Raw genomic sequence first — 24,864 nt, 5'->3', positions numbered from 1 at the left:
AGTAAGCTATGGCTCTATAATGCTAAAATCTGGTGCCTGTAGAGCTTCGATTTGCCATCTAATATGATCAATCGTTATGGGATATGCTGCGTCGTTACGCAAGCTCTCATACACGGCGTTAAATAAGAGATTATAATCTCCTTTTTGCGCGGGAAGTAAGACCATCTGTTTTTCTCCGTTACCATCCACAACCGTTAACCTCCCTTCGCTTTCTTCTGGTTCAATTCCGTATTCTGATGCGGTGGGTAACATACCATTAATTAACTGCCGTTCCTGAACATCGACCATTTTTTTAATAAAAGATCCTGTGGATCCATGAACGACGAAGGCTGACTGTGGATCGGCCACCAAGAGATTTCCAGTCAAAAATACTTGAAGGTTATCGGAGTAGATCAAATGAAAGTTAAAGAAATCAGGTACTTGTGATTCCGGCCTGTTAATAGCGGTTGTTTTGATTATTTTGTTAGGTTTTCCAAAAAGGGAAAAAGCTTGATCAAGGAGGTGTGGTCCTAAATCATATGCGACACCGCTTGAAACATATTGGCTTTTTTCTTTGAATTCTTTAGGTCCCAATGCCATATTGTAGCGGTCAAAACGCATGTGTACTTCTATTATTTTACCGAGTTGCCCACTTTCGATAATCTCTTTCATCTGCATAAAGTGGCTATCGTAGCGTCTATTTTGGTAGAAAAAAATCTGCTTACCTGTCTTTTCGCTTAGTTCGGATAATTTGTCCAGTTGATTAAGATTGTCTACAGCAGGTTTTTCCAACAGAACATGTTTTCCCGCTTCTAGCGACGCTTTTGCGAATTCGAAATGCGTATAGTTAGGTGTATTTACAATAACAAGTTCTATACTATCATCGGCTAATAACTCGGTAACACTGTTGTAGCTTCTCACATCGGCGTAGAGTTCCTTAGCTGCTTTAGTTGTCCTTTCCACGATCGCTGTAAAATTAAAATTCTCATTAGTGTGGATAAACGGGGCGTGAAAAACACGTCCTGACATTCCGAAGCTTAATATACCTGTATTAATTCTCTGTTTTTGCATTGCCTTATCTAATTATCAAACCTAATTAAATTCGTTATTATATACAATAAAATCACTTTACCAACTTACTTTTTCCGATAAACCATACAGCTTATTCTGCCCCAGTGTGGAAAGAACCTATATAATGGATGTTTCTACTGGCAGCCAGACCATTAGGGTTACACCCTAACTCGCCTTCAGGTATTTCCATGCCCTGCTTTGCATAGAAAATCTTCCAAAATTCATCAAAATCGCCCGTCTTCGGATTCTTAAATGTCATTGGTTCCAATTGAAATAGCCCTATGTGTCGAAAGGCTCGTTCCATAAAGTCGGAACAGTAATAGGAACTGTCATTTAACGTATAACTCCAATTGTACGGCTTGCCTAACATTTGATGAGCCTTTGTGAGCGCCTTGGGAATTGCATTTTGATAAATGCTATCTATACGATATATAGCAAACAGCTTATTATCTCCATGATTGCCCTTTATTAAACTGTCCAATGGTTCTTTTATAGAGCCTTTCTTGCTACTTGCATGGAGAATATGAGGGAATCCGTATACTATTTCGATCAGTCCGACATGATCAAAGGCGGTGCTACTTGTCCGTTGTGTGACACGGTTAATCGCACCGGAGAGATTTTCAGATTGGGCGCCGACAAATAAAAGATCACCATGCCTCATCGTTATCCCCTTATAATTTGTACTATCTTGTGCACAGACACATAGTATCTGTTGTATCAACACTAGCAAAATTATCGCTTGTCTCATCATAGCAACGAAGATATAGAATTAATTCACTACAAAAAATAGTTCCATCGAATCTGAACCGCCGTTAAGCATGATAAAAACACCTGAGAGACCTTATCGTAAAGTATAAATGATTAAATTTGGTTTCAAGGAATTGAATCTATTCAGTAACAGAAAATCATTCAAAATGAAGAAAATCGTTGTCTTGACAGGAGCGGGAATGAGTGCGGAAAGTGGTATTTCTACATTCCGGGATGCTAATGGACTATGGGAAAACCACGATATCATGGATGTAGCTACACCGGAAGGGTGGAAGAAGAATCCTGGGTTGGTGTTAGCATTTTATAACCAACGTCGACGCCAATTGAAAACGGTGAAGCCTAATTCGGCGCATTTCTATTTAAAGCGATTGGAAGCGGAGTATGATGTAAGTATCATCACCCAAAATGTCGATAATCTGCATGAACGAGCTGGATCATCCCGCGTTATTCATCTGCATGGGGAACTAGATAAGGTCCGTAGTGAAAAAAACGAACAGCTGATCTATGATTGGTCTGAAGATTTGGTTTTGGGCGATAGGGGAGCGGATGGCGCACAGCTCCGACCCCATATTGTGTGGTTCGGGGAAATGGTGCCGATGATGGACGAAGCCGTCGCCGAAGCGGTAACGGCAGATATTATGTTGATTATCGGTACGTCATTACAAGTTTATCCAGCCGCTTCCTTAATTGATTATATAGCCGCGGATATCCCCATTTATGTAATTGACCCCCATGGAACCGCTATTTCTCATAACCCGTATATACACATGATCCCCAAGAAGGCCACGGACGGGGTGATGGATTTCGATCGGCAGCTACAGACACCAATTCTACCCTTTAGACCATGGTAACCAAAACCTCTGTTTGCATATAGATATTTACCATCTCGACTATATAGTCCTACCCATTGCTTATACAAACCGACTTATATGGTGCTGTTAGCCGCTTGTATAGTTTTTTTCAGAGCATCTGAGAGGGCTGTTTTATAGTTGATGAAATTGACTTGACGGTCTTCCTCTTCACCCACTTTAAGGAGTCTTTTAAATTCCTTAACCTGCTGCAATTCATTTAAATAAAGCTCGCTAAATGTTTCTGCATCTTTGTTTTTTAATATACGTACTGTATGTGAATATTGGTCGTATATGTCCGTAATGGTCGTTAAGCTTTTATCATCGTAGTTCTGTAGACCTGCAATTTTTTCCAAAAGCTTCTCCAACTTTTTTCTTTCTTTTGTATATGCCATAATTAGGACGAAGGTACAGTTTTCACAATTAAAAATCTCTGTTCTGCTTTTTTGAGTTTAACCTATCGAACAAACAAGTTCAGTAGTAAAACGCCAAATAAGCCAATAACAGAAACCAATGTTTCCATAATGGACCACGATAGGAAAGTATGCCGTATACTCAGACCAAAGTACTCTTTAAACATCCAGAAACCGGTATCGTTTACATGCGAAAACATGAGGCTTCCTGCACCAGTAGCCAGCACCATAAGTTCCGGACTACTGTGTGAAGATTCTAGAATCGGTAACATAATCCCCGCAGTCGTGAGCCCAGCGACAGTAGCCGATCCAATAGCCAATCGTATAATAGCGGCAATTGCCCAAGCCAAAACTAATGGCGACAAGGTAAGGTCAGCGGTGATTTCAGTAATATATATGGCTAGGCCACTATCCACAAGCACTTGCTTAAACACACCTGATGCCCCGATAATAAACAGTATCATGGTCACACCCCGTAGGGCATCTTCAATGCTCGCAGCCTGCTGCTTCAAACTCTTGCCTTGTCTTATTCCCATTGTATACATAGCCAATAGAGCCGCTAAAAGTAAAGCAAATACTGGATCCCCAAGGAACTGTACGACATATAGAATACGAGAACTTTCGGGTAGAAACATAGATCCAAATGATCCCAATGCGATGAGAAAGACAGGGAACAGTCCAGTGAGAATACTTACTGCAAATCCAGGAGAAGATGTATGGAGTTCGGATTTAGGCGCAAATAGTTCTTCAGGAGGATTGGTGGGTATCGATTTCAAGAAGCGTCCGAAAAGTGGACCACTTATAATAATAGCCGGTACGGCGACAACCATTCCATAAATCATCGTTAACCCAATATCTGCCTGAAATATAATCGCAATAGCTGTGGCTCCCGGGTGCGGTGGCAGGTAGCCATGTGTGACAGATAGTGCCGCAAGCAAGGGGATACCCACATAAAGCAAAGGAAGTTTATTTGATCGACATACCATAAAAACAAACGGAACTAACACAATAAAGCCCACGTTATAAAAGAGCGGGATTCCTACAATGAATCCCGTTAATACCATTGCCCATGGGAGATTTCGGACACCAAACACCCTCGTCAAAACGTCGGTTATCTGCTGAGCTGCTCCGCCATCAGCGAGCAGCCTTCCTAAAATTGCGCCAAAGGCAAGTATCAATGCCAACTGGCCCATGGTGCTACTCACGCCGACTTCGACAGACTTCATAATGGACATCCCGTCCATTCCCATAGCGAAACCAACCGCCATCGATGTAATCAATAAAGAAATTATTGAATTGAGCTTTACTACCGTTATTAATAATAGCAGTAAAATTATTCCACACAATACAATCATTAAGGGCATAATACAAGTATTAGAGGTTAAAATTCTTCCTTCAACTTAAGGTAGAGACGTTCAAATCTCTTGAAGTTCTCCATGTAAACGTGATGGTTATTCTCGTCTGGGAGATATCGTGTACTGTAGGTATCGGCCGTATGGGTCGATAAGTATGCCCCATGTATGCCAAGTGCATCCATTCCTATGATAGCTGCTCCCCATGCCGAACTTTCTACATTCTCTTTTACAAGCACGGGCTTATTAAATACGTCGGCAAGCATTTGAACCCAGAGCACCGAACGTGCCAGACCGCCACTCGCATAAATAGTTTCTATAGGTTGTGTCGTTTCTTCCAGAGCAATTCCAACGCTATATAGCGCAAATAGCATCCCTTCAATCATCGCGCGTGCAAAGTGTGCCCTACGGTGTTGTAGCTGAATTCCAAAATAAAGACCTTTTGCCTTTGCATCCCAATATGGAGCACGCTCTCCCGTAAGATAAGGTAGAAAGATTAGTCCATCCGAACCAGGCGCGACGGACCTGACTTCGTCATCAAATAAAGCGGAGCGGTCAGCACCCAAAGGTGATCGGGAAAGTTCAGACATAAACTGATCTTGAAACCAGCTTCGGACGACTCCGGCATTGTTGATGGCGCCACCTACCACAAATTCACCAGGGCGAAGGATGTAACTAAAAACACGTTCTTTAGTATCCGTATTGGATTGATCCGTCACTACGCGTATAGCACCACTGGTTCCTACTGTCAGAGAGGCTATACCCGGCTTGGTTGCGCCGACACCCAAATTAGCAAGACATCCATCGCTAGCACCGATTACAAAGGGTGTTCCTACGGGAATTTTCCACCGCTGTGCCATCGCCTCATCCTCCACTTTAATTATGTGATCAACAGAAACTAATGAGGATAGATGTTCATCTGTTATTCCAGCCTCCAATAACGCTAATCCACTCCAATGGAGCGTATGAATATCTAATAATCCCGTAGCGGAAGCAATAGAATAATCTACAACGTAGGTACCGAATAATTTGAAAAAGATATATTCTTTTACGCCAATAAACTTATGTGTTTCTTTAAAGGTGTTCGGCATATGCTTATTCATCCAAATTAATTTGCACAGTGGAGACATAGGATGGATGGGAGTACCTGTTTGTCGGAAGAGGTTATGTCCTGCGGAAGTTCCTCTTAACTTATCCGCAATATCTTGACTACGCGTATCCGCCCAAATAATACAATTTGTAAGATGATTCCCTTTCTTATCCATGGCGATAAGTCCATGCATAGCACTGCTCACGGCTATCCCTTCTAAGCGATGTTCTTGTGTATAATTTTTCAAAGCATCCATGACCTCCGAAACTGCGCGTACGCAAGCCTCGTAGATCTGTAGGGGATCTTGTTCATAATAACCAGTTTGGGGGATTAAAATAGGATATGCTACGCTATATTGCGTAATGATCATACCCGCATGGTCAAATGCGATAGCTTTTGTAGATGATGTACCAATATCTAAACCAATTATCATATTTTTTTATCTTAAAGGAGTACCTAGTCTAAGAACCCAAATGTTGCCTCCACTTGTGCTTTCGCACATGTTGCTATAGATATAACGTAAATAAATCATAGCTACCCTAGCGCATGGAATACGGAATTTTCTATGTGCTTTAACTCTTCAGTCTTACTTCAGCTTAAAATCCAAAGATAAAGCATAATTCAATAGTATCTAAATGTTTCTGCCATTGGATCGTTTTGTAGCCAAGGGTCGACAATTCCATCAACAATCACATCAAATTCTCAACGTGCTTTTCTAATTGTGCACATACTGTATGTACATGGTGTAGACAGACTTGTCTGTATTGTTTTAGTTCTATATATTTGCTTTCATAAAAGATATTAAACATGAATGCCCCGAGAGAAAGAATTATTGACGCCGCTTCTATTCTGTTTCACCAACAAGGCTACAATAGCACTGGAATAAATCAGATTATCAGCGAAGCGAACGTGGCTAAAGCGAGCTTCTATCAACACTTTAAATCAAAAGACGAATTATGTATTGCGTTTCTAAATGCAAGACACGAATATTGGTTTTCCGAATTAATGGCACACATTTCAGCAGCGAAAAACACCAAGGAGAGAATATTGAACGCGTTTGATTTCATTGTTTATATGAACGAAAAGGAAGATTATAGGGGCTGTAGTTTTTTGAACATTTTGTCGGAAATATCACAAGAACAAGGCGCTATACTTTCTGTTATACAAAGACACAAAAACGATCTTAGAAAATTTTTTGAAAAAGAGCTCGGAGAGGAATTGTTGTCCGCTCATATCTATCTATTATTTGAAAGTTCAATTATAGAAAGCCAGCTCTTTAAATCAAATGAGCTGGTCGAGAAATCAAAAAAAATCACGAACAGTTTAATTTAAATCTTAGAACTATGGAACAGAAACAACCTTTACCTCCATTTACTTTGGCGACGGCAAAACAAAAAGTCCAAATGGCGGAAGATGCCTGGAATACCAAAAATCCCGAAAAGGTATCAATGGCTTATACCATTGACAGTGAATGGCGAAATCGAAACCTGTTTATTAATGGTCGGGAAGAAATTGTGAGATTTTTGACCGAGAAATGGGAAAAAGAATTAGATTACAAACTCAAAAAAGAGTACTGGGCACATACTGACAACAGAATTGCTGTTCGGTTTGAATACGAATATAGGAATAAAGACGGAACATGGTTTAGAGCCTATGGTAATGAAAATTGGGAGTTTGACGAAAATGGTCTAATGAGAAAACGGTATGCAAGTATCAATGACGTTGAAATAAAGGAGGTCGATAGGTACTTATAAAAAAACATAGAAAAAAGCTTAGCTATATTACTTGTATTAGTTTCGATTTCATCTGACGTTTTCCCATTATTTCCTTTTTTGTATATGCAGATTGTAATATATTTGTTATTTTGCGAATTACAGTAGCATTACGCAGCCATGTATTTTAAACCGTTAAGTGAGGATAATAAGAGAAAAATAGCTATAGAACGTAGGCAAGAGGTCTTCAAATTGTTTTTTGTAGCCAATTTTAAGGTGTTAGAGAGCTATGCCAGGTTTTACGTAAAAGATAAATTTATCGCGGAGGACATCGCGTCTGAGGTGATGTGGAAAATGTGGCATCTCGGGTCCGATTTATTGCATGTAACCTCTATAGAACTCTATCTACTACGGGCAATTAAGAACAAGTGTTTAAACTATCTCCGTATTCGACAGGCGGAGTATGTGGGGCATGAAGAGTTGGCTGATTATCAATTTTTGGATCACCTAAATCCGGAAGACATTTTTATTTCAAATGAAAATGTGATGGAGATTGAGCATGCTATAGCAAAACTTCCGACAAAAACCCAACAGGTCTTCCGGCTCGTAAAAGACGAAAACTATTCCTATAAAGATGCGGCCCAGATGATGGGCATCTCCATCAATACCGTGGATCGGCATATTCAAATAGCCATCCAGAAGCTCTGGTGTGCACTTAAGAAAAAAAAATAAAATTGTATTGGGGATTTTATGGATTTGTCGTGTCTGTATAAATGTAGACTAAAAGCTATCCATGTCCACAGACGAACAATATTATTTGGAACTGTTAAAGAGGTTATTGGAGGGCACGCTATCTCCAGCGGAAAGAGATACTCTTTTTGTATTGGCAGAGACCGACGAAAAAAAGAAGCTTTTGCTACAATACCTTGATAAACGCGACCACGAAACCGGAGAGCGTTTGGAGGCTGAGATTATCTATGAAAAAACAAAACCGAATGATATACGTCAAACATCGTATCCCGAAAAAGCGCAATCGATTTTTTGGAAAAACCGCTATCTTATTGCCGCCTCCTGTGTTGTCTGTTTGGCTATTACCTTTTGGGTGATCATTGGTAAACCGTACTTTCCTTTGGAATCACAACAGGAATGGTTAGAAATGTCGACTGAAAGGGGCGAACGAAAATTCTTTCGGATGAGTGACGGTACCGAAATATGGTTGAATAGTGAAAGTCTTTTAAGAGTTAAAAAAGGATATGGGAAGGAGCACCGTATATTGATGCTGGAGGGCGAAGGTTACTTCTCTGTTGCGAAAAATAAAGCCCTGCCACTATATTTGAATGCTTTGGATACCGAGATTAAAGTGTTGGGAACAGTATTTAATGTTAGGGCGTATCCAGAAGAAGAAAAAATAGCGACTTCGCTGATCGAGGGAAAAGTGAATCTACACGTGGAGAAGGGAAATAAACAAAGTAATTATATGTTGAGCCCTGGCGATAAAGTAGAAGTTTTAAACCGTAACCGTCAGTTTGACAAGAAGATTATGGGAGCGGTGACCGCAGAATTAAAAGAGAATGATATCGAGGGGCTTGTAGATTATAAAAAAAATGTGGTCGATAAGAACAATGCGCTGGAGACAATGTGGGTCGAAAATAAACTGGTGTTTAATGGCGACTCCTTAACAGAAGCGGTGAAAAAAATGGAACGTTGGTATAATAAAACAATTGTTGTAGAAAATGAAAACTTAAACAGACAATTGTTTACAGGTGTGTTCCAAGAAAGATCCTGCGAGCAGGTGCTTGACTTATTACAGAAAACAGGAGTAAAATTTAGCTATAACATTAATAATGGTATCATTTATATAAAGTAGAAGCATATGACCTAAACACATCTAAATAAAAAATAGGGTATACCTTTTTCGTAAAGATATACCCCTAAAACTTGTTAACCGTGAGCATCCGGCCGTAGGAAGTTAGATGCTCAATTGATTAAATTTTAAAAAACAAAAGTATGAAAATAACTTCGCATGCTAAAATACATGTGCGTATTTCTCATTACCTTAAGTGGTTGTTATTGTTAAAGTTAGTTGTATTATTTATCGTCTGTTTTTCTTCCGGCTTGCTGGCACATGAGTCTATTGCCCAAGAAACCGTTTCCATACGTTTTAGTCATGTCAAACTGAAAAGCTTGTTGCTCTCTATCGAGGAGCAAACGGAGATTTCTTTTATTTATAACGATAACCTGATTGAAGATATTAAGGTAAAAAACATTGATGCTAGGGATATACATTGGAAAGATCTATTGTTGCCTATATTAGATCGTGAGGGCCTTATTGTTGAATATGTAGGAAAGCAACGTATTATACTTAGAGCGAAACAGAAAAGTCAAAAGCTAACAGCATTTGGAATAATTAGAGATAGAAACAACGAGCCACTACCCAATGTTTCGATTGCACAAGTTGGCACTGACCGGGCTACGTTGTCGGATGCGGAAGGGAAATTTTCTTTGGAAGTGGAGAATGAAAATGCTATTCTTCAATTTACCTATATCGGATATCTCACACAGGAAATTGCCTATCAACAAAGTTCGATGAATATTGTCTTGCAAGAAGATCAGGCACAGCTGGACGAGGTCGTCGTCGTAGGCTACGGCACACAGAAGCGAGAAACAATTACCGGTTCTGTGGTAGCTATTAAGGGAGAGGAGCTGGTAAAGTCCCCGGCATTAAACGTTTCTAATGCTATTGCTGGAAGAGTGCCCGGGGTTGTCGCGACAAATGGCAGTGCAGAGCCGGGGTACGACGGATCAACTATAAAAATCAGAGGAACCAATACACTAGGCGATAGTGGTCCACTAATTGTAATTGATGGTATACCTGCCAGGCAGGGAGGGTTTGAACGATTAAATCCTGCCGATATTGATAACATATCTGTTTTGAAAGATGCTTCTGCCGCTATTTACGGTGCTCGCGCAGCAAATGGCGTGATATTGGTGACCACCAAGCGGGGAAGTTCTGGTAAACCAAAACTGTCATATAGCTTTAACCAAGGATATTCGCAACCTACCGTTATTCCTAAATTGACCGATGCTGTTCAATATGCTGAATTGAGAAATGAGCTAGAAATATTTAAATTGCCTGTAGATGAGTGGAGCGATGCCTCGCATGGATTTAATACAAGTGGCTTCTACGAACGAGCAAACGGTAACCGTGTTGAAGCTCCGTTCTCGCCCGATGAACGGGAATTGTTTAGAAATGGTAGTGATCCTTGGGGGTATCCCAATACAGATTGGTATAATGCTACATTAAAAAACTGGGCACCTCAAAGCAGACACAATCTGCAGATTGATGGTGGGTCAGAAAACATGCGTTATCTGATGTCTCTTGGTTTTCAGAATCAGGATGGATACTATAAAAAATCGGCAACAGGATATAAACAGTACGATTTTAGGATTAACCTGGACGCAGATATCAATCCCTATATCAAAACACAATTTGGTGTGTTAGGGCGCCAGGAAAATAGAAATTTTCCAACGAAAGGTGCTAGCACGATCTTTCGCATGTTGATGCGTGGTAACCCAACGATGCCCGCTTATTGGCCAAATGGTTTACCGGGGCCGGATATCGAACACGGAGAAAACCCCGTGGTCATTACGACAGATCAGACCGGCTATGATCGTGATAAGCGGTATTATGTACAGACCAATGGACAGGTGGACATTACCAATCCATGGATAGAAGGCTTGAAATTATCTCTGACCGCTTCTATCGACAAATATGGTAAAAAGCAAAAAACATGGTCGATTCCTTGGTATTTGTATACCTGGCAGGGTGCATATGAAGAAGACGGCGTAACCCCTAAGTTGGAGCCTGGTAGACGGGGTCCTGCCGATCCTAATCTAACACAAAGTGATGAAGACCAAACAAATATCTTGCTTGGCGCTGTTTTGAGCTACGATAAATCGATCGGCGATCATACTATCAATTTGTTGGCCGGTATGAATAGGGAAACGATTCGCAACGATAACTTCAGTGCATTTAGACGTTATTTTATTTCGCAAAACATAGACTATCTGTTTGCTGGAGGAGAACTCGAAAAGGACAATGACGGAGGGGCATGGGAAAGGGCCCGTTTAAACTATTTTGGCCGTGTCGGTTATAATTATAAAAGTAAATATATCGCAGAGTTTTTGTGGCGTTATGATGGCTCCTATATGTTTCCTGAAAATAGGCGCTATGGCTTCTTCCCGGGGGCCATGGTGGGCTACCTGTTGTCGGAAGAGAACTTTTGGAAAGACAATATTCCGTTTATCAACTATATGAAGCTGCGTGCATCTTATGGGCAAATGGGTAACGATAATATTTATTACGACGACGCCTTACAAGAATATCAATATTTCTCCACCTACGCCTTTGGTACCTATATTATTGGTGGAGACCTGGTGAAATCTCTCTATGAAACGCGTGTTCCGAACAATTTCATCACATGGGAAGTGGCAAACAACTACAATCTAGGGTTGGATATGCAGTTTTTCGGTGGGAAGATGAATGCAGAATTCGATGTTTTCAAAAATAGCCGTAACAGCATATTATGGCGGAGAAACGCTTCGATTCCCCAGAGTACCGGTATGACATTACCAGCTGAAAACTTAGGGAAAGTAGATAACGCTGGATGGGAATTTAATGTCGGCTGGCAGGATCAGATTGGTAAATTGGGCTATCGAGTATCCGTAAATGGTGGGTATTCAAGAAATAAAATTATATTTTGGGATGAAGCACCAGGAGCCCCCGATTGGCAAAAAAGTACAGGAGCAGCTATCAATGCTGAGTTGTATTACTTGTATGATGGCGTGTTTAAAGATCAGGCAGATATCGATGCAAATACGATCGATTACGGTGATATAACCGGGAATTTGCGCCCGGGAGATATGAAGTATGTCGATTATGACAACGACGGTAAGATAACACCAAATGACCGGGTGCGTAGAGACAGAAATACAGATCCTAGATTTCAAGGAGGTATAAACTTAGGTTTGACCTACGGCGATTTTGACTTGAGTGTACTTTTTCAGGGAGCTACTGGTGGCGAGTTACGTGTCGGGACGGACGAGTCAGGGGCTATCGGTAATTATTTGCTGGATTTTTATGAAAATAGGTGGACGGTCGACAATCCGAGCGACAAGCACCCAAGAATTACCGACCGAAGTGATCAATATTATTCGTATAACAATACGTACTGGTTACGAAGCACGAATTACCTTCGGTTGAAAAACGTAGAATTCGGTTATAACCTTCCGGCAAAGTTGTTAGAGCGGGCGAGAATAAGCAATCTACGCGTGTATGTGAGTGGCTTTAACCTATTGACTTGGAGCAAGATTAAGGTCTTGGACCCAGAAGCAACCAGTGAGCTTGGACAGTATTATCCACAAGCGAGATTGATTAACGCCGGGGTTATGGTTTCATTTTAAAAAATCGATAATATGAAGAAGATTAAAAATAGTATATATATAGTGTTGACAAGCATGGTATTCCTGTCTTGTAACGATGATTTTGTGAGTACGCAACCGTTGGAAGAAGTTCCTGAAGACCTTGTATGGGCCGATGGGGCTTTGGCTGAGGCTTTCATATTTGAAATTTATAATGGGTTTGGTGTAGGCGGCTTTTTCGAACAGCAAATGGCTTCCCTAACAGATGAAGCGTTGTTTACCCACCCCGGTAGAGACATCAATACAGTGACGGAAGCGCGGACCAACGATGCCAATCAGGGATATATCTTGGAGACTTATCGGTTCGATTTGATGTATACGAGGATTCGGGCAACGAATATCGCGATTGCCAACCTACTGGAACCGCAGTTTGACGACCCTGATTTGGTAAACCAATTGCTAGGGGAAACATATTTCTTAAGAGCTTATTTTTACCAACAACTTCTACGTCAATATGGGGCTGTACCTATTGTAGATTTTGTATATCAATTGGGATCGGAAGGCTATACGATGGAAAGAAGTACCTTTGAAGAATGTGTGGAGTTCATTGTAGGTGATTGCGACTCAGCAGCGCTTCTTCTGGATGGTGTCGTGAGGGTTGACGGCAGAGCCAACGAAGTGGCGGCTTTAGCGTTGAAGGCCCGCGTACTAACGTATGCTGCTAGTGATCTGTATGATAATGCAACAGCAAAATCTAGATCATCGCTGATCAATGGCTATAAAACACCCGAATATATTGGCTATACTAGTGGCGATAGAACAGAACGTTGGCAGCGAGCCAAAGAGGCAAGTAAAGCAGTCGTTGCGTATACGGAATATCAGTATAAATTGGATTTGGCAGAGCCAGAAACCCCGGAAGATGGAAGGGAGAATTATATCGCGATAGCAATGGGGGGAGGCAGCAAAGTGGCTGATGCCGAAGGTAAGAACGACCTCATTTTAGGACGATTCTTTATTGATTTAAAAGATGAAGCTGGAGGATGGGTAGGTCGTGATAACGGACCAAATGGTTACCACAACTGGGCAGGGAATACGCCGACGCAATTGTTGGTGGACGATTATGAGATGATCGACGGAAGTAAATTTAACTGGGGAAACGCGGTACACAGAACAGCTCCCTACGAAAATAGGGACCCTCGTCTTTATGCATCCATCCTATACGACGGAGCAGACTGGAAACCGCGTACCGATGATGTAAAAGGCCGCGATCCTTATAATCAAATACAAACAGGCCAATACGAGATTGGTGACGGCTCGGGAACCAAGAGAGTCCAGCACGGACTAGACACACGGAACAGTCCCATAGAAGATTGGAACGGCTCCTATACGGGATACTATTATCGTAAGTTTATAGATTCCGACCCCGCCATTGAGGATCAGAATACGCGCCAAAGTATCCCTTGGCCTTTGTTGCGGTATACAGAGGCCGTGCTCAATTATGTGGAGGCATGTATTGAATTAGGTGAAGAGGCCGAAGCAAGATTGTGGCTTAACAAAATTCGATACCGCGTGGGGATGCCAGCCATCGAGGATGCAGGAGAAGCTTTAAAGCAACGTTATCGTAACGAAAGAAGAGTAGAACTTGCTTACGAAGAACATCGTTACTTTGACGCTAGACGGTGGATGATTGCACCTGAAACCTTAGGGAGGAAAGCAACAATTATTAGGATAGAAGGGAAATTGAAACCAGGAAGGCAAGTGTCAGTATACAAATACGACAAAGAAAATTACAACTATAGTTATACCGTAAATACGATTGACCCAGGGATCGAAAATAGAACCTGGAATGATAAAATGTATTTTACCTCGTTTCATCGTGATGAAATAAACCGGAATACGGAGCTAGAACAAAATCCGGGATATTAAGATAAAGGATAGGAAATAATATAAAAGAGGAGGGCAAAACAATTTTGCCCTCCTCTTTTATATTAAATGAGACGATGAAGCTAGCGAAAAGCAAGCCGCAACAGAAGATTCGCGGCAGAAAGGAGTTAAATATTTGGGTAGCTTTGCTAAACACAGGTACATGCAGTACCTCCGTTAGAGGAAAGCAAGTACCTTCGGCTGGATTGATTGAGCTCAAGAATAATAAGCCAGAGTTAGGATTTTATCAACAAACCTATCAGACTAAATAATTACAAGTACTTATTAATTTCTACCCAACGCTTAACGAGTTTTAAATGGTGTAAACGTGACGGATATGTATGTAAAATACCTTTTAGCGTCCAATTTTTTCCTGACGATTTACATAATTGTGGTTGGAATTCTTTAGTTTTGGCTATAGCTAGTTAGAGAAATATTACAATATTATCTCCTCGGCAAAGGAACGTTTGGAAAAACTCAGAAATACGGACGAACAATGATATTGAAAGAAAGCATTGGCTATAAATACTTGAAATACCTGCTTACCGGGGTCTTTTCAGTTTTGCTGGTTACGGGGTATGCGCAGCAAGAGGAGAAACAGCAGAAAGAGAAACAACAACCTAGTGAGCAACGGCACGAAAGGCAAGCTACAATTATGGATTCCATTGATGTCGTGCGTGACTACCGGCCGATGCTGGCCGATGCCGTAAAGGTCCGCCGGAGCCCGGATATGCGTATCAACCGGGAAGCAATTGAGATAGAGCTGCGCAAGATCGCCACCGCCACATATCTTGCAAGAAACCGATATAAACAAGCTTATAACGATGAATTACTGAAACGGAATCCGAACGCTTCACGCGACAATATCGACAATTATCGGATCAGCTATCTGGCCTACCGGGCAGGCGAATACCCCAGAGCGACCTCTATTTTGGAGAAGTTGGAAACTTCGGATGCCTTTTATCAAGGTTCACTAATTACTTTAGGCCATATTGCCTTGGAAACCGGTGATAAGCAACGTGCACGAGATGCATTTCTCAAAGCGACGAGACTGGATCTCGATCCGGTATTGAAAGTGGATGCGTTGTTTAACTATGCCAAAATCTTGTACGAGTTAGATTCCGCCCAGGTCGCCCAGGAGGTCCTCCGCGAATATATCGCTCAGGAATATGCGGATAGTGATCCTGGTGCCCAAAAACAAGAAAGTGTGGAGACACTATCGGCAGAAGTTTTATTAGGTACGAGTAACTTCCACGCAGGAGTAAGTATGCTGGAATCGATGAGCAACAGGGGGGAGGAAGGCAATGCAACCTATCAAAAAGCAACGTACTATCGCGCGTTGGAGTTTTATAACGAGCGCGCTTTCGAAAACAGCATATCCATGTTCATGAGGTCGGAAAAATTCCCGATTGATGTAGAAATGGCGGCGTTGGCCACGTATTGGAAAGCCGAGGCGATGTATGAAGTGCGCAAATACAAGGAAGCGGTGGAGAACTTCTCCCGGTTCCTTCGGTTGCCCGCCGCGCGAAACACCGAAGTATACAATTATGCAAATTACGGACTAGCTTATGCGGCGTTCCGCAATAACAGCTTTGGCACAGCGGCAGACTATTTTGAACGCTTTTTGGCTATGGATGGAAGTTCAATGGAGGAAAGTGTACGTCATGACGTGATCGCACGTTTGGGCGATTCATATTTGTCCATGCGCAATTACAACCGAGCCAACCGATACTATGACCAGCTGATCAACAGCAAAGCTCCCAATCAAGACTATGCGTTGTTCCAACGAGGTGTTATCTTTGGGTTGCAGGGCGACAATGAAACCAAGCTCAGCATCCTGCGATCCGTTGTGGAACAATTTCCGGGTTCGAACTATGCGGATGACGTTGCCTTTGAGATCCCGTACACATATTTCACTACCGGAGATTACGATGCCGCTATTGAAGGGCTGCAGCGGATGATAGCGCAGTACCCCCGTAGCAGCTACGTTCCCCGCGCGTTGATGACCATCGGTCTCGTCCAGTACAATAAAGGTGAGACCGAAGCGGCGAAAGCCACCTTCCAGAAGGTAGTCGAGCAATACGCCGCAACCGATGAAGCAGGACAAGCCCTGCGTTCCATTGAAAACATTTACCTAGATCAGGGGGATGCTTCGAGCTATATTCGTTACGCGACCAGCACCAATATCAGTAATCTGAGCACCGCGGAGCAGGATAACCTGGCTTTCCAAGTAGCCCATTCCCTGTTTGCAAGGGGGGAATACGGACCGGCAGTGGAAGCGATCAATGCGTATTTTGATAAATTTCCGAAACCCAGACAAGAAAAACATGCCCGTTACATCCGTGGGGTGAGTCTGTACCATACCGGGCACCCGAATGAAGCGCTGCACGACCTGAACATCATCCTGAACGACTGGACGAGCAAGTATACGGAGAGTACCCTGCTGACAGCGGCAGCGTTATACCTGGACCTAAAGGAATACAACGAGGCTATTGTGCATCTCAAAAAGCTGGAGCTCAACTCAGCATATAAAGCTAACTATAGCTATGCGGTAACCAACCTGATGATTTGTTATTTCGAACTCGGTGATTTGGAACAGACGGTCAAGTATGCGAAGTTAGTAAAGAGTTACGATAAGTCATCTAAGGAGGAAATTGCCAAGGCACACTTATATAGTGGGCGAGCCTTGCTGCAGGAAGGCAATATGGAGTCTGCCACGAAGGAGCTGAATCTGGCCGCGCTGAAGAGTCAAACGGCGGTCGGCGCAGAAGCACGGTATCGCGTGGGACAACTGCAGTATGAAAACAAGGAGTACGACAAGGCTCAAGAAACAGCCTTTGATGTGATCAACAATATGGCGGCACATGATTACTGGGTGGCCAAGAGCTTCCTTCTACTTGCAGATACCTATGCTGTTAAAGGCAATAGTCTCCAGGCGAAGAGTACGTTACAAAGTGTGATTGAAAATTATGAAGGAGATGATGATGTCATTCCTTCAGCGAAAAGACGTTTACAGAAATTGAACGTTAAATAACTTTATATTAATCCCTTTTTGAAGCTTACCATGACAGATATCGAAAGATATAAATAGAGTATATGGGGAGTTTGAATTTTCAGGAGTAATAGAAGAAATTATAAAGACAAAGTTTTCAGCGATTGAAGAAAATTCATCAAGGAGGATGTATGTTAAATTCAAAATGACATGATCGTTTTATGAGTATATTTCGATGGTATAAAGGAACATGTTTTCTATTTCTTTCGGAATGGGTATAGTTGCGCTAACCGATCCGCCGGTTGATGGAGAGCGCAACTAAGAAAAACTTGCGAGAGTAGAGCAAGACTATTATCACCCTACTTACTTGGGAAATTCGAGTCGGCTTTCACTTCTTCCATCTGTAAGGTGTGCCGAGCAGCATGTCCGGGGATAAATAACATAAATTGATAAGCGTCAATACTGCCAAAGGGGGCTTCTATCACACGACTGCGCATATCATCGATCGAGTAGTTCTCCAAATTGGCAAAAATCATGTTGCGCTGTTCCTCAAGATCCGATAGGGCCGAAGCTACATCTTTATATTTTCCCACAGGAGTCATTTCAGCCGGAGCTGTGGCTTTATAATCTCTGTTAGTCAACATGGCGGGGATTTCGTCGTCACTCAACTTGATTTCGCTTCTTTTCTCAGGTGTGGCCGGATTTTCCATTGCTTCTTTTACCCCTGCAAACAACATCGGTTCTGTAATGACAATGTGTTCCACACATTCCAAAACCGACCATTTTTCGGGTGAAGCCTTGAAGTTCAGCTGCTCCTCGGTGAGGCCTTGCGTTGTTTGTATGATGTCTTGGTAGGTTTCATCAAAATAATCTTTGATACGTTGTTTATCGTCTGACGCGCTGGTCGTTTCGCTGTGCTGCGAAGTGTCCGTGTTCGATTTTTGCTGTTGCCCATTGCAACCGTATAACAAGATTACTGCCGCTATAAATGCTATTATTTTCATTACTTTGTTTTTTTAGGTTTTTGTTTAAACTTGCGAATATTTTTTCCTTATTGCTCTGAGATTTCTTTTAACTTATTGAGCGCTTTGGGCCATGCTTCGTTGAAATATTCGAAGTATTCTTCATTGGTATCCACCTCGACGACCACCGTCGTGATACCCCCGTTTTCCGAAAATGTATAGTTTTCAAACGACGGTGTCCAGGCCTCGACTGCCGGCCCTTCGGTGATTTCGTTGTTTCCGTCCACAAGCCCATAGTGACGTATAGATACGTATTCGTTTGGGATGTTTTCTGCTATTTGGGCAAGCATTCCTTCTTTTTTTCCTTCTTCGGAAATACCAATAAACCGGATTTTATCACCCTTGTTCCACCCACCCTCAAAATCAGAAGTAGGGTTGAACTCCGAGGTCCATTGTTTATAGGTGGCTCTCCCTAGCATTTTTTCATATACCACCTCTTTAGGAGCTTTGATGTTTGTTTTGTACTGTAGCTTTTTCATTTTGTTTTATTTTATGAAATTAACAATCTATATTTTTCACGGTTGTCGTATATAGCCCATAAATTAATGAGGAACAATATACCTGCCATGATTAGTCCGCTGGGCATAAAAATAATATTATGAATGACGATTCCGACCATTACCGGTAAGATGACAATTGCACCCAAGGCTCTTGTTTTGGGAAAAATAAATAGAATTCCACCGACAATTTCAATGAATCCCGTTAATGGAATAATCCATTTAATTGTCATCATAGCTTCGCCAATTTTTATAATTTCAGCATCCATTTCGGGGATGGGCATATAGTGTAAGAATTTGTCAAGTCCCGCATTCACGAACAGTATTCCAAATAACAAACAGAGAATAAATTTGATGATTTTCATAATAATTTTTTTAACGTATTGAAAACATTTCGAAGTGTTCATTTCTGGTATATTCTATATCCTTGACATAGATTTCAAACCAACAATAATGTTTTAACCCATAATTTTTACTATTGAAGTGAACGATTTATAGAACAAATATAAACTAAGTTTCTCTTGATCGGGTTGTTTTTTTTGCATATATTTGGAGGTTATCAAGAAATTTAGAACCGCCTATCATATAATCGCTAAATCAAAATTGGCGAAGAACCATCTTACTTACCATTTACACCTCTTCATCATAATATAATCGGGACTGTGGGGGAATCTTGTCTCAAATAGTCCGTCATGCGTTCTACACCTTAGAATGGACAGTCCAGGAACTTACGTTCTACAGCACCTCGTACAAGACGAATAACAGCCGGCACATAAAATTCATCTCCTAAATAATGAACTTCATCGGAAAGTAAGAGCACTTTTCAATAAATCTTACATGGAAATTTTATTTTTGAAGAATGGTTCAAATAAAAAAAATAAATCTAAAGCGACTGGTCATCTTTTTCTTTTCTACGCTGATATATGCTTTGTGCCAGATGCTGTTTAGTATTATTTTGATGAAAGAAGATTTATGGACTAATTTTCATAAGCAGTTATCGGCTCACTATGTGGTAATCTTTGCGATGTGTATAGCAGATTACCGCCTATTACTATTTTTAAATAAATACCTGCCTTATTCTAAGAATATATTTTTGCGCATTGTGGCAGATATTGTGGGTATAACATTGATATGCCTGACATTATTGTGGATATTTAATTTTCTGATATATGATGTATTTCTCATTCCGCAAGAGGGACTGCCCACTTTCCTTGTTAAGTTTGCTTTTGCTATGTCAACAAATATCCCTATTCTGTTAGTATTTGAGTTGATCCATTATTTCCAGTCTGAACAAAAAGCCATAGCAGATTCCGAGAAGGCCAAACGTAAGGTTCTCCTATTTCAGCACGAAACGCTGAGATCACAAATAAATCCGCATTTCCTGTTTAATTCCCTGAATGTGTTGTCTTCTCTGATATATATAAATCAGGAAAATGCCAATAAGTTTACGAAAGCCCTTTCAAAAACCTATCGGTACGTACTATCCCTCACGCAACAACCGACAGTGTCCGTTGCGGAAGAATTGAATGCGCTGGATTCGTATATATTCCTGATGCGGATGAGGTTTGAAAACTCATTTACTTTCACGGTAAATCGAATATCGTCCAGCGAACAGAATAAAATAATCCCCCTTACCCTTCAACTGCTCATAGAGAACGCATTCAAGCACAATACCGCAACTGAAGAATCGACATTAAATATCACAATTAATATTGATAACGAATACATTACGGTCGAAAACAATATCCAGCCGTCAGGCAGTGCAGATAAAGGTGGAATTGGGTTAAAATACATTACCAAGCATTATAAAATCTATGCGAAAGAAGTTACGGTTGAGCGTAACGAGCAAATGTTTATTGTAAAAATTCCCTATATACAGTCATGAAGTACCTGATAGTAGAAGATGAGCGGTTCGCATACGAAGAACTGAAACGTATGATGATGAAATTACGTCCAGATTATTTGTTGGAGAAACAAACGAAAACGGTTATAGATACCATTGGATTTCTCAAAGAATCCGCTGTTGATCTTATTCTTATGGATATCCGCCTTGCAGACGGCAACTGCTTCGAAATATTTAACCATGTCGAGGTTATCACACCCGTTATATTTACGACCGCATACGATGAACATGCTATCAAGGCGTTTAAGCTGAACAGTATTGATTATCTATTAAAACCATTTGACGAAAGTGAACTAGAGAAAGCATTGACCAAATTTGAGAACATCTTTCATAACCGATCTTATAAAAGCAATTCGAAGAATTTTGAGCAACTATTATCGCTTAAGACCAAAAACCGTTTCCTGATATCCAAAGGGGAAAACTATCATTATATCGAAACCAAAGATATTGCCCATTTCTATAGTGAAGAGGGGGTCGTCTTCCTCCATACATTCAACGATAGAAGATATATTATTAATTATACGTTAGACCAGCTGGACCAACAGCTTGATAACCGTTTGTTTTTCCGTGTGTCGCGTAATTGCATCGGGAATGTCAAAGCTATTGAAAATGTTGCAAAATACTTTAACAGCCGTCTGAAACTTTCCTTTTCGCCGGAATGCCCACATACGGTTTTGGTAAGTCGTGTACGCGTACCGGATTTTCTAAAATGGATGGACGGTATTGTACAATAGCTGATGTAGAAAAATCCATCCCCCGTATATTGCATTTTATCAAGTAGAATCTAAAGTCTATCGCTTAGAGATTTCTTAACTGCACCGTTCATCGTTCTTTTGTTCAGAATTTAAAAACAACATTAAAATCTTAGAACAATGAAAAAGAACGTATTAGCATTCATCTTCGCAACAGCCTCAGTGGTTTTCTCCTCTCAATTATCAGCACAGGACAATCCCGTGTCGGTCGGTTTCAAAGCCGGAACAAGCCTTTCCAATTATAGGCTAAAAGGTAATATGAAGAGCTTCAACAGTAACATGAGTATAGGCGGTTCTGTTGGCGGTTTTGTCAAATACGACATAAGCCAAAACTTTGCGCTACAGTCCGGTATCGATGTTTATTACAGGACTTCTAAGCTGGAATCCACAACAGATAGAATATCCAATAAAATCAAATCTTTTGGCATCGAGATGCCAATTTATGGGATTGTGCAGGGAGAATTGGGTAGTGGAAAAGCCTTTATTGGAGCAGGCCCGTATGTCGGCTATGGCATCAGTACAAAGTCCAATGGTGTAAATCTGTTTAAAAATAATAACGAAGCAGGCAGACCTACAGTAAACCGTTTTGACTACGGTGTCGGAGGTATTATCGGCTACGACTTTGATAAAAATTGGCAAATAAACGCAAGTTATCAATTTGGTCTTGCAGATCTGCACAAAGGTAAAGGCGGCTCAATGAAAAACCACGCTGCGTCCGTCGGATTAGCCTACAAATTCTAAAAATAACGCAGTTATCAAGCCAATGGCATATCGAAGTTTAAACAGCAAATAAGTATACATACATTTTAAAATCGTGAAGTCCATATCATTATTCTTAGCAACATTGGTTATACTTTCATGTCTGGGAGCAAAAGCACAGCAAGTGTCCTTAAAGACAGCGTACATCGGAAATTCCGGATACTATTATTTACCTCCTGGCGAGAAGCCAAGGGAAAAAATTGGTGATGCGGGAGGCTCGGCCATGGTTTATCAGGGAACGTTCAGTATGCCCTTATCCCGGAAGTTAAATGATAACAATCGACCTACCGCGTGGGGAATTGGTTTTGGGGGGGCGTACGTTTCGTTGAAAAACCAAAACTTTTCAGAATACATGGTGTCCGAAATCATGAACTTACAGTTGGGCGTTTATCATTTACGTCCGCTGAACGACAGATGGTCGATCAGGGCAAGTGTCGGAATGGGGATATTTACGTCCTCTACCGACTTTTCCAAAATCAGCTTCAAACATGTTCTTGGAAGCGGGGGGATTGTTTTTATACGTCATCTAAATACCAATCTTGATATCGGAGGCGGTCTGGCTATAAACAGTTCCCTGGGTTATCCAATGGTATTTCCTGCCGTCTACATCAATTGGAGGCGTGATGGAAAATACGATGTAAATATTGAGCTTGTTGAGGGCTTGGACGTGTCGGTAGGTTATGGTTTCAACGAAAGGTTCAAATTATCATATGCCCTTGAAATGAACGGACAGGTAGCCTTATTGAACAAAAACGGTAAAGATGTGATATTCTCCCATCAATATATCGTTACAGGATTTCGTCCTGAAGTAAAGCTTGGCAAAAAAGGATTATCTATCACTGGTATGGCGGGACTGAATCTATACCGCCCTGCGTCATACAGCGACAGAACCTTAAAAGGGGTGTTTGCAGGCGACAATGACTATCATTTTTCAGTCTCTCCGTATGCGTCCATCGGTTTAAAAATGAAATTTTAATCAATGAAAATGAAGCAAGCCTTACACACCGTTGCATATAGAAGCATTTATACTATTACCTACGTCGCAAGCCTGTTACCAATGGGGTTTCTATATATAATGGCTTCTTTCACGTTTTGCATTGCTTATCACATTATTGGGTACAGGAAAGCGGTAGTCCTTCAAAACGTTGCACGTTCATTTCCAGAAAAGCGATACGGAGAAATCCATGCAATTGTAACAAAGTTCTATGCTTGCTTCGTCTCCTATTTTGCCGAAATTATAAAAAGTATCTCGACTCCGGCAGAAGTACTTGATAAGAAAATAGTATTTGAGAATTTGGAAGTGATAGACCAGTATATAAACTCCGGGCGAAATGTCATTGCGTGTTTGGGGCATTGTGGCAACTGGGAAATGTTAAATTTCATGCCATATAAAATACGCCACGAGGTATATGCCGTTTACAAACCCCTTAGGTCTGTGGCAATGAACAGGCTGATGATTAAAATAAGGTCACGTTTTGGTATGAAGTTGTTAGCCGATAGTGCAGTTCTGCGCCATGTCCTATCTAAAAGCTCAAGCCCTGCCGTCTATCTTTTTCTTGCTGACCAATGTCCGCGCATAAAAGAAGAAAAGTATAGGTTTACTTTATTGAATCAGGAAACATATTTTTTTTCAGGAATGGAAAAATTAGCGCGCAAGGAGCGGACAGCAGTTATCTATCTACATATTACACAGCTATCAAAAGGAAACTACAAAATTGTCTGCGTACCAATATGCTCGAATGCGGAATCTACGATCGAGGGCGAAATTACCCAAAAGTACGTAGACCTATTAACGGAAAATATCAAGGAAGAACCATACGGTTGGTTGTGGACACATAAGCGGTGGAAATGATGATACAACGATTGAGAAGATGGAATGATATTTTGACAGGATAATGATTACATTTGCCCCATGAAAAAAACAGCTGATTACAGAGCGCTTTTAGAAGTCGGCAGTGAAGCTGATCTTGGCACGCTGAAATCTCGTTACAGGCAGATCATGAAAGAATGCCATCCCGATAGATTTATTAATGACGAAGTAGGCTTATTGGCTGCTGAGGAGAAAAGTAAAGAAATAATTGAAGCATATCATTTTCTTGTCAGCATAAGTTCCGAAACACTAAAGGCACAACTTCCGATTTATAAAAATACGATCGAAAATTCAGGTATTGCCGATTTTGAGTGGAGTGCGCATACATTGACAATTAGCTTTTTTGACGGCAGCAAATACGAGTATTTTAAAGTCCCTAAAAATGAGTATATTAAATTTGCCAATGCCGATTCACCTAGCCGATTTGCAAAACGGCATATATATCCCAAATATCCCTACAGGAATGTACTAAAGACAGATCAGTAAAATCGG

Annotated in this window: 23 protein-coding genes; 15 read left to right on the top strand and 8 right to left on the bottom strand. The window is 41.1% G+C overall.

Annotated features, from left to right (window positions below):
* Window positions 1-6: 6 nt before the first annotated feature.
* The gene (locus C5749_RS06495) at window positions 7-1,050 is read right to left on the bottom strand and encodes a Gfo/Idh/MocA family oxidoreductase (RefSeq protein WP_105724096.1); all 1,044 of its coding nucleotides are present in this window, start codon (window positions 1,048-1,050) and stop codon (window positions 7-9) included.
* A 91-nt stretch (window positions 1,051-1,141) separates the two neighbouring features.
* Complete coding sequence (locus C5749_RS06490; protein ID WP_219847911.1) at window positions 1,142-1,801, bottom strand: YiiX/YebB-like N1pC/P60 family cysteine hydrolase; 660 nt, start codon at window positions 1,799-1,801, stop codon at window positions 1,142-1,144.
* A gap of 163 nt (window positions 1,802-1,964) precedes the next feature.
* Here C5749_RS06490 and C5749_RS06485 point away from each other — a divergent pair, with 163 nt between their 5' ends.
* The gene (locus C5749_RS06485) at window positions 1,965-2,669 is read left to right on the top strand and encodes an SIR2 family NAD-dependent protein deacylase (RefSeq protein ID WP_105725281.1); all 705 of its coding nucleotides are present in this window, start codon (window positions 1,965-1,967) and stop codon (window positions 2,667-2,669) included.
* A 74-nt stretch (window positions 2,670-2,743) separates the two neighbouring features.
* Here C5749_RS06485 and C5749_RS06480 read toward each other — a convergent pair whose 3' ends face one another.
* From C5749_RS06480 to C5749_RS06470, 3 genes are all read right to left on the bottom strand, one after another.
* Window positions 2,744-3,061 (bottom strand): hypothetical protein, encoded by a 318-nt coding sequence (locus C5749_RS06480; RefSeq protein ID WP_105724092.1) that lies wholly within the window; start codon window positions 3,059-3,061, stop codon window positions 2,744-2,746.
* A gap of 62 nt (window positions 3,062-3,123) precedes the next feature.
* Window positions 3,124-4,434: a gluconate:H+ symporter gene (locus C5749_RS06475; protein ID WP_219847910.1), complete on the bottom strand. Its 1,311-nt coding sequence runs from the start codon at window positions 4,432-4,434 to the stop codon at window positions 3,124-3,126.
* Between the two features lie 26 nt (window positions 4,435-4,460).
* Window positions 4,461-5,954, bottom strand: coding sequence for a gluconokinase (locus C5749_RS06470; RefSeq protein ID WP_105724089.1), 1,494 nt, complete (start codon window positions 5,952-5,954; stop codon window positions 4,461-4,463).
* 374 nt (window positions 5,955-6,328) lie between these two features.
* Here C5749_RS06470 and C5749_RS06465 point away from each other — a divergent pair, with 374 nt between their 5' ends.
* From C5749_RS06465 to C5749_RS06430, 8 genes are all read left to right on the top strand, one after another.
* On the top strand, window positions 6,329-6,853 hold the full coding sequence (locus C5749_RS06465; RefSeq protein ID WP_105724087.1) for a TetR/AcrR family transcriptional regulator: 525 nt from the start codon (window positions 6,329-6,331) through the stop codon (window positions 6,851-6,853).
* Window positions 6,854-6,864: 11 nt separating this feature from the next.
* Window positions 6,865-7,275: a nuclear transport factor 2 family protein gene (locus C5749_RS06460; protein ID WP_105724085.1), complete on the top strand. Its 411-nt coding sequence runs from the start codon at window positions 6,865-6,867 to the stop codon at window positions 7,273-7,275.
* Window positions 7,276-7,413: 138 nt separating this feature from the next.
* Window positions 7,414-7,965: a sigma-70 family RNA polymerase sigma factor gene (locus C5749_RS06455; RefSeq protein WP_105724083.1), complete on the top strand. Its 552-nt coding sequence runs from the start codon at window positions 7,414-7,416 to the stop codon at window positions 7,963-7,965.
* Between the two features lie 61 nt (window positions 7,966-8,026).
* Window positions 8,027-9,100: a FecR family protein gene (locus C5749_RS06450; protein WP_105724081.1), complete on the top strand. Its 1,074-nt coding sequence runs from the start codon at window positions 8,027-8,029 to the stop codon at window positions 9,098-9,100.
* Between the two features lie 140 nt (window positions 9,101-9,240).
* Window positions 9,241-12,696, top strand: coding sequence for a SusC/RagA family TonB-linked outer membrane protein (locus tag C5749_RS06445; RefSeq protein WP_105724080.1), 3,456 nt, complete (start codon window positions 9,241-9,243; stop codon window positions 12,694-12,696).
* Between the two features lie 12 nt (window positions 12,697-12,708).
* A complete protein-coding gene (locus C5749_RS06440; protein WP_105724079.1) occupies window positions 12,709-14,580 on the top strand; it encodes a RagB/SusD family nutrient uptake outer membrane protein in 1,872 nt (623 codons plus the stop codon).
* A gap of 74 nt (window positions 14,581-14,654) precedes the next feature.
* Window positions 14,655-14,849 carry a hypothetical protein gene (locus C5749_RS06435; protein WP_105724078.1) on the top strand — a complete coding sequence of 65 codons (195 nt, stop codon included), beginning with the start codon at window positions 14,655-14,657 and terminating at the stop codon, window positions 14,847-14,849.
* Between the two features lie 224 nt (window positions 14,850-15,073).
* Window positions 15,074-17,611, top strand: coding sequence for a tetratricopeptide repeat protein (locus tag C5749_RS06430; RefSeq protein WP_105724076.1), 2,538 nt, complete (start codon window positions 15,074-15,076; stop codon window positions 17,609-17,611).
* A gap of 317 nt (window positions 17,612-17,928) precedes the next feature.
* Here the strand turns inward: C5749_RS06430 and C5749_RS06425 are convergent, their stop codons facing one another.
* The 3 genes from C5749_RS06425 to C5749_RS06415 are packed head-to-tail and all read right to left on the bottom strand — an operon-like array spanning window position 17,929 to window position 19,453.
* Window positions 17,929-18,573 (bottom strand): DinB family protein, encoded by a 645-nt coding sequence (locus C5749_RS06425; RefSeq protein WP_105724073.1) that lies wholly within the window; start codon window positions 18,571-18,573, stop codon window positions 17,929-17,931.
* A 47-nt stretch (window positions 18,574-18,620) separates the two neighbouring features.
* Window positions 18,621-19,070: an SRPBCC family protein gene (locus C5749_RS06420; protein ID WP_105724071.1), complete on the bottom strand. Its 450-nt coding sequence runs from the start codon at window positions 19,068-19,070 to the stop codon at window positions 18,621-18,623.
* An 11-nt stretch (window positions 19,071-19,081) separates the two neighbouring features.
* Window positions 19,082-19,453 carry a MauE/DoxX family redox-associated membrane protein gene (locus C5749_RS06415; protein WP_105725279.1) on the bottom strand — a complete coding sequence of 124 codons (372 nt, stop codon included), beginning with the start codon at window positions 19,451-19,453 and terminating at the stop codon, window positions 19,082-19,084.
* A gap of 593 nt (window positions 19,454-20,046) precedes the next feature.
* On the opposite strand from C5749_RS06415, the gene C5749_RS06410 reads away from it, so the two are divergent.
* The 6 genes from C5749_RS06410 (at window position 20,047) to C5749_RS06385 (ending at window position 24,858) form a co-directional block, all read left to right on the top strand.
* A complete protein-coding gene (locus C5749_RS06410; RefSeq protein ID WP_245893643.1) occupies window positions 20,047-20,973 on the top strand; it encodes a sensor histidine kinase in 927 nt (308 codons plus the stop codon).
* The gene (locus tag C5749_RS06405) at window positions 20,970-21,725 is read left to right on the top strand and encodes a LytR/AlgR family response regulator transcription factor (RefSeq protein WP_105724064.1); all 756 of its coding nucleotides are present in this window, start codon (window positions 20,970-20,972) and stop codon (window positions 21,723-21,725) included. Before C5749_RS06410 ends, C5749_RS06405 begins: the two co-directional genes overlap by 4 nt.
* A 138-nt stretch (window positions 21,726-21,863) precedes the next feature.
* Complete coding sequence (locus tag C5749_RS06400) at window positions 21,864-22,484, top strand: porin family protein (RefSeq protein WP_105724062.1); 621 nt, start codon at window positions 21,864-21,866, stop codon at window positions 22,482-22,484.
* A 73-nt stretch (window positions 22,485-22,557) separates the two neighbouring features.
* Entirely contained in the window at window positions 22,558-23,478 is a 921-nt protein-coding gene (locus tag C5749_RS06395) for a DUF6268 family outer membrane beta-barrel protein (RefSeq protein ID WP_105724061.1), read from the top strand.
* Between the two features lie 3 nt (window positions 23,479-23,481).
* On the top strand, window positions 23,482-24,354 hold the full coding sequence (locus tag C5749_RS06390) for a lysophospholipid acyltransferase family protein (RefSeq protein ID WP_105724059.1): 873 nt from the start codon (window positions 23,482-23,484) through the stop codon (window positions 24,352-24,354).
* Between the two features lie 60 nt (window positions 24,355-24,414).
* Window positions 24,415-24,858 (top strand): KTSC domain-containing protein, encoded by a 444-nt coding sequence (locus tag C5749_RS06385; protein ID WP_105724057.1) that lies wholly within the window; start codon window positions 24,415-24,417, stop codon window positions 24,856-24,858.
* Window positions 24,859-24,864 lie beyond the last annotated feature (6 nt).

This window comes from Sphingobacterium gobiense (assembly GCF_002980575.1).
GTDB lineage: Bacteria > Bacteroidota > Bacteroidia > Sphingobacteriales > Sphingobacteriaceae > Sphingobacterium > Sphingobacterium gobiense.
The sequence above is the reverse complement of the archived record's forward strand: the minus strand, read 5'-3'. Positions and strand labels throughout refer to the sequence as shown.

Coding starts and splice junctions, on each gene's coding strand:
- C5749_RS06460 (WP_105724085.1), top strand. CDS start 6,865: ATGGAACAGAAACAACCTTTACCTCCATTTACTTTGGCGACGGCAAAA.
- C5749_RS06410 (WP_245893643.1), top strand. CDS start 20,047: ATGAAAGAAGATTTATGGACTAATTTTCATAAGCAGTTATCGGCTCAC.
- C5749_RS06385 (WP_105724057.1), top strand. CDS start 24,415: ATGAAAAAAACAGCTGATTACAGAGCGCTTTTAGAAGTCGGCAGTGAA.
- C5749_RS06465 (WP_105724087.1), top strand. CDS start 6,329: ATGAATGCCCCGAGAGAAAGAATTATTGACGCCGCTTCTATTCTGTTT.
- C5749_RS06420 (WP_105724071.1), bottom strand. CDS start 19,070: ATGAAAAAGCTACAGTACAAAACAAACATCAAAGCTCCTAAAGAGGTG.
- C5749_RS06425 (WP_105724073.1), bottom strand. CDS start 18,573: ATGAAAATAATAGCATTTATAGCGGCAGTAATCTTGTTATACGGTTGC.
- C5749_RS06470 (WP_105724089.1), bottom strand. CDS start 5,954: ATGATAATTGGTTTAGATATTGGTACATCATCTACAAAAGCTATCGCA.
- C5749_RS06445 (WP_105724080.1), top strand. CDS start 9,241: ATGAAAATAACTTCGCATGCTAAAATACATGTGCGTATTTCTCATTAC.
- C5749_RS06440 (WP_105724079.1), top strand. CDS start 12,709: ATGAAGAAGATTAAAAATAGTATATATATAGTGTTGACAAGCATGGTA.
- C5749_RS06485 (WP_105725281.1), top strand. CDS start 1,965: ATGAAGAAAATCGTTGTCTTGACAGGAGCGGGAATGAGTGCGGAAAGT.
- C5749_RS06405 (WP_105724064.1), top strand. CDS start 20,970: ATGAAGTACCTGATAGTAGAAGATGAGCGGTTCGCATACGAAGAACTG.
- C5749_RS06475 (WP_219847910.1), bottom strand. CDS start 4,434: ATGATTGTATTGTGTGGAATAATTTTACTGCTATTATTAATAACGGTA.
- C5749_RS06430 (WP_105724076.1), top strand. CDS start 15,074: ATGATATTGAAAGAAAGCATTGGCTATAAATACTTGAAATACCTGCTT.
- C5749_RS06480 (WP_105724092.1), bottom strand. CDS start 3,061: ATGGCATATACAAAAGAAAGAAAAAAGTTGGAGAAGCTTTTGGAAAAA.
- C5749_RS06450 (WP_105724081.1), top strand. CDS start 8,027: ATGTCCACAGACGAACAATATTATTTGGAACTGTTAAAGAGGTTATTG.
- C5749_RS06400 (WP_105724062.1), top strand. CDS start 21,864: ATGAAAAAGAACGTATTAGCATTCATCTTCGCAACAGCCTCAGTGGTT.
- C5749_RS06435 (WP_105724078.1), top strand. CDS start 14,655: ATGAAGCTAGCGAAAAGCAAGCCGCAACAGAAGATTCGCGGCAGAAAG.
- C5749_RS06490 (WP_219847911.1), bottom strand. CDS start 1,801: ATGATGAGACAAGCGATAATTTTGCTAGTGTTGATACAACAGATACTA.
- C5749_RS06415 (WP_105725279.1), bottom strand. CDS start 19,453: ATGAAAATCATCAAATTTATTCTCTGTTTGTTATTTGGAATACTGTTC.
- C5749_RS06455 (WP_105724083.1), top strand. CDS start 7,414: ATGTATTTTAAACCGTTAAGTGAGGATAATAAGAGAAAAATAGCTATA.
- C5749_RS06495 (WP_105724096.1), bottom strand. CDS start 1,050: ATGCAAAAACAGAGAATTAATACAGGTATATTAAGCTTCGGAATGTCA.
- C5749_RS06390 (WP_105724059.1), top strand. CDS start 23,482: ATGAAAATGAAGCAAGCCTTACACACCGTTGCATATAGAAGCATTTAT.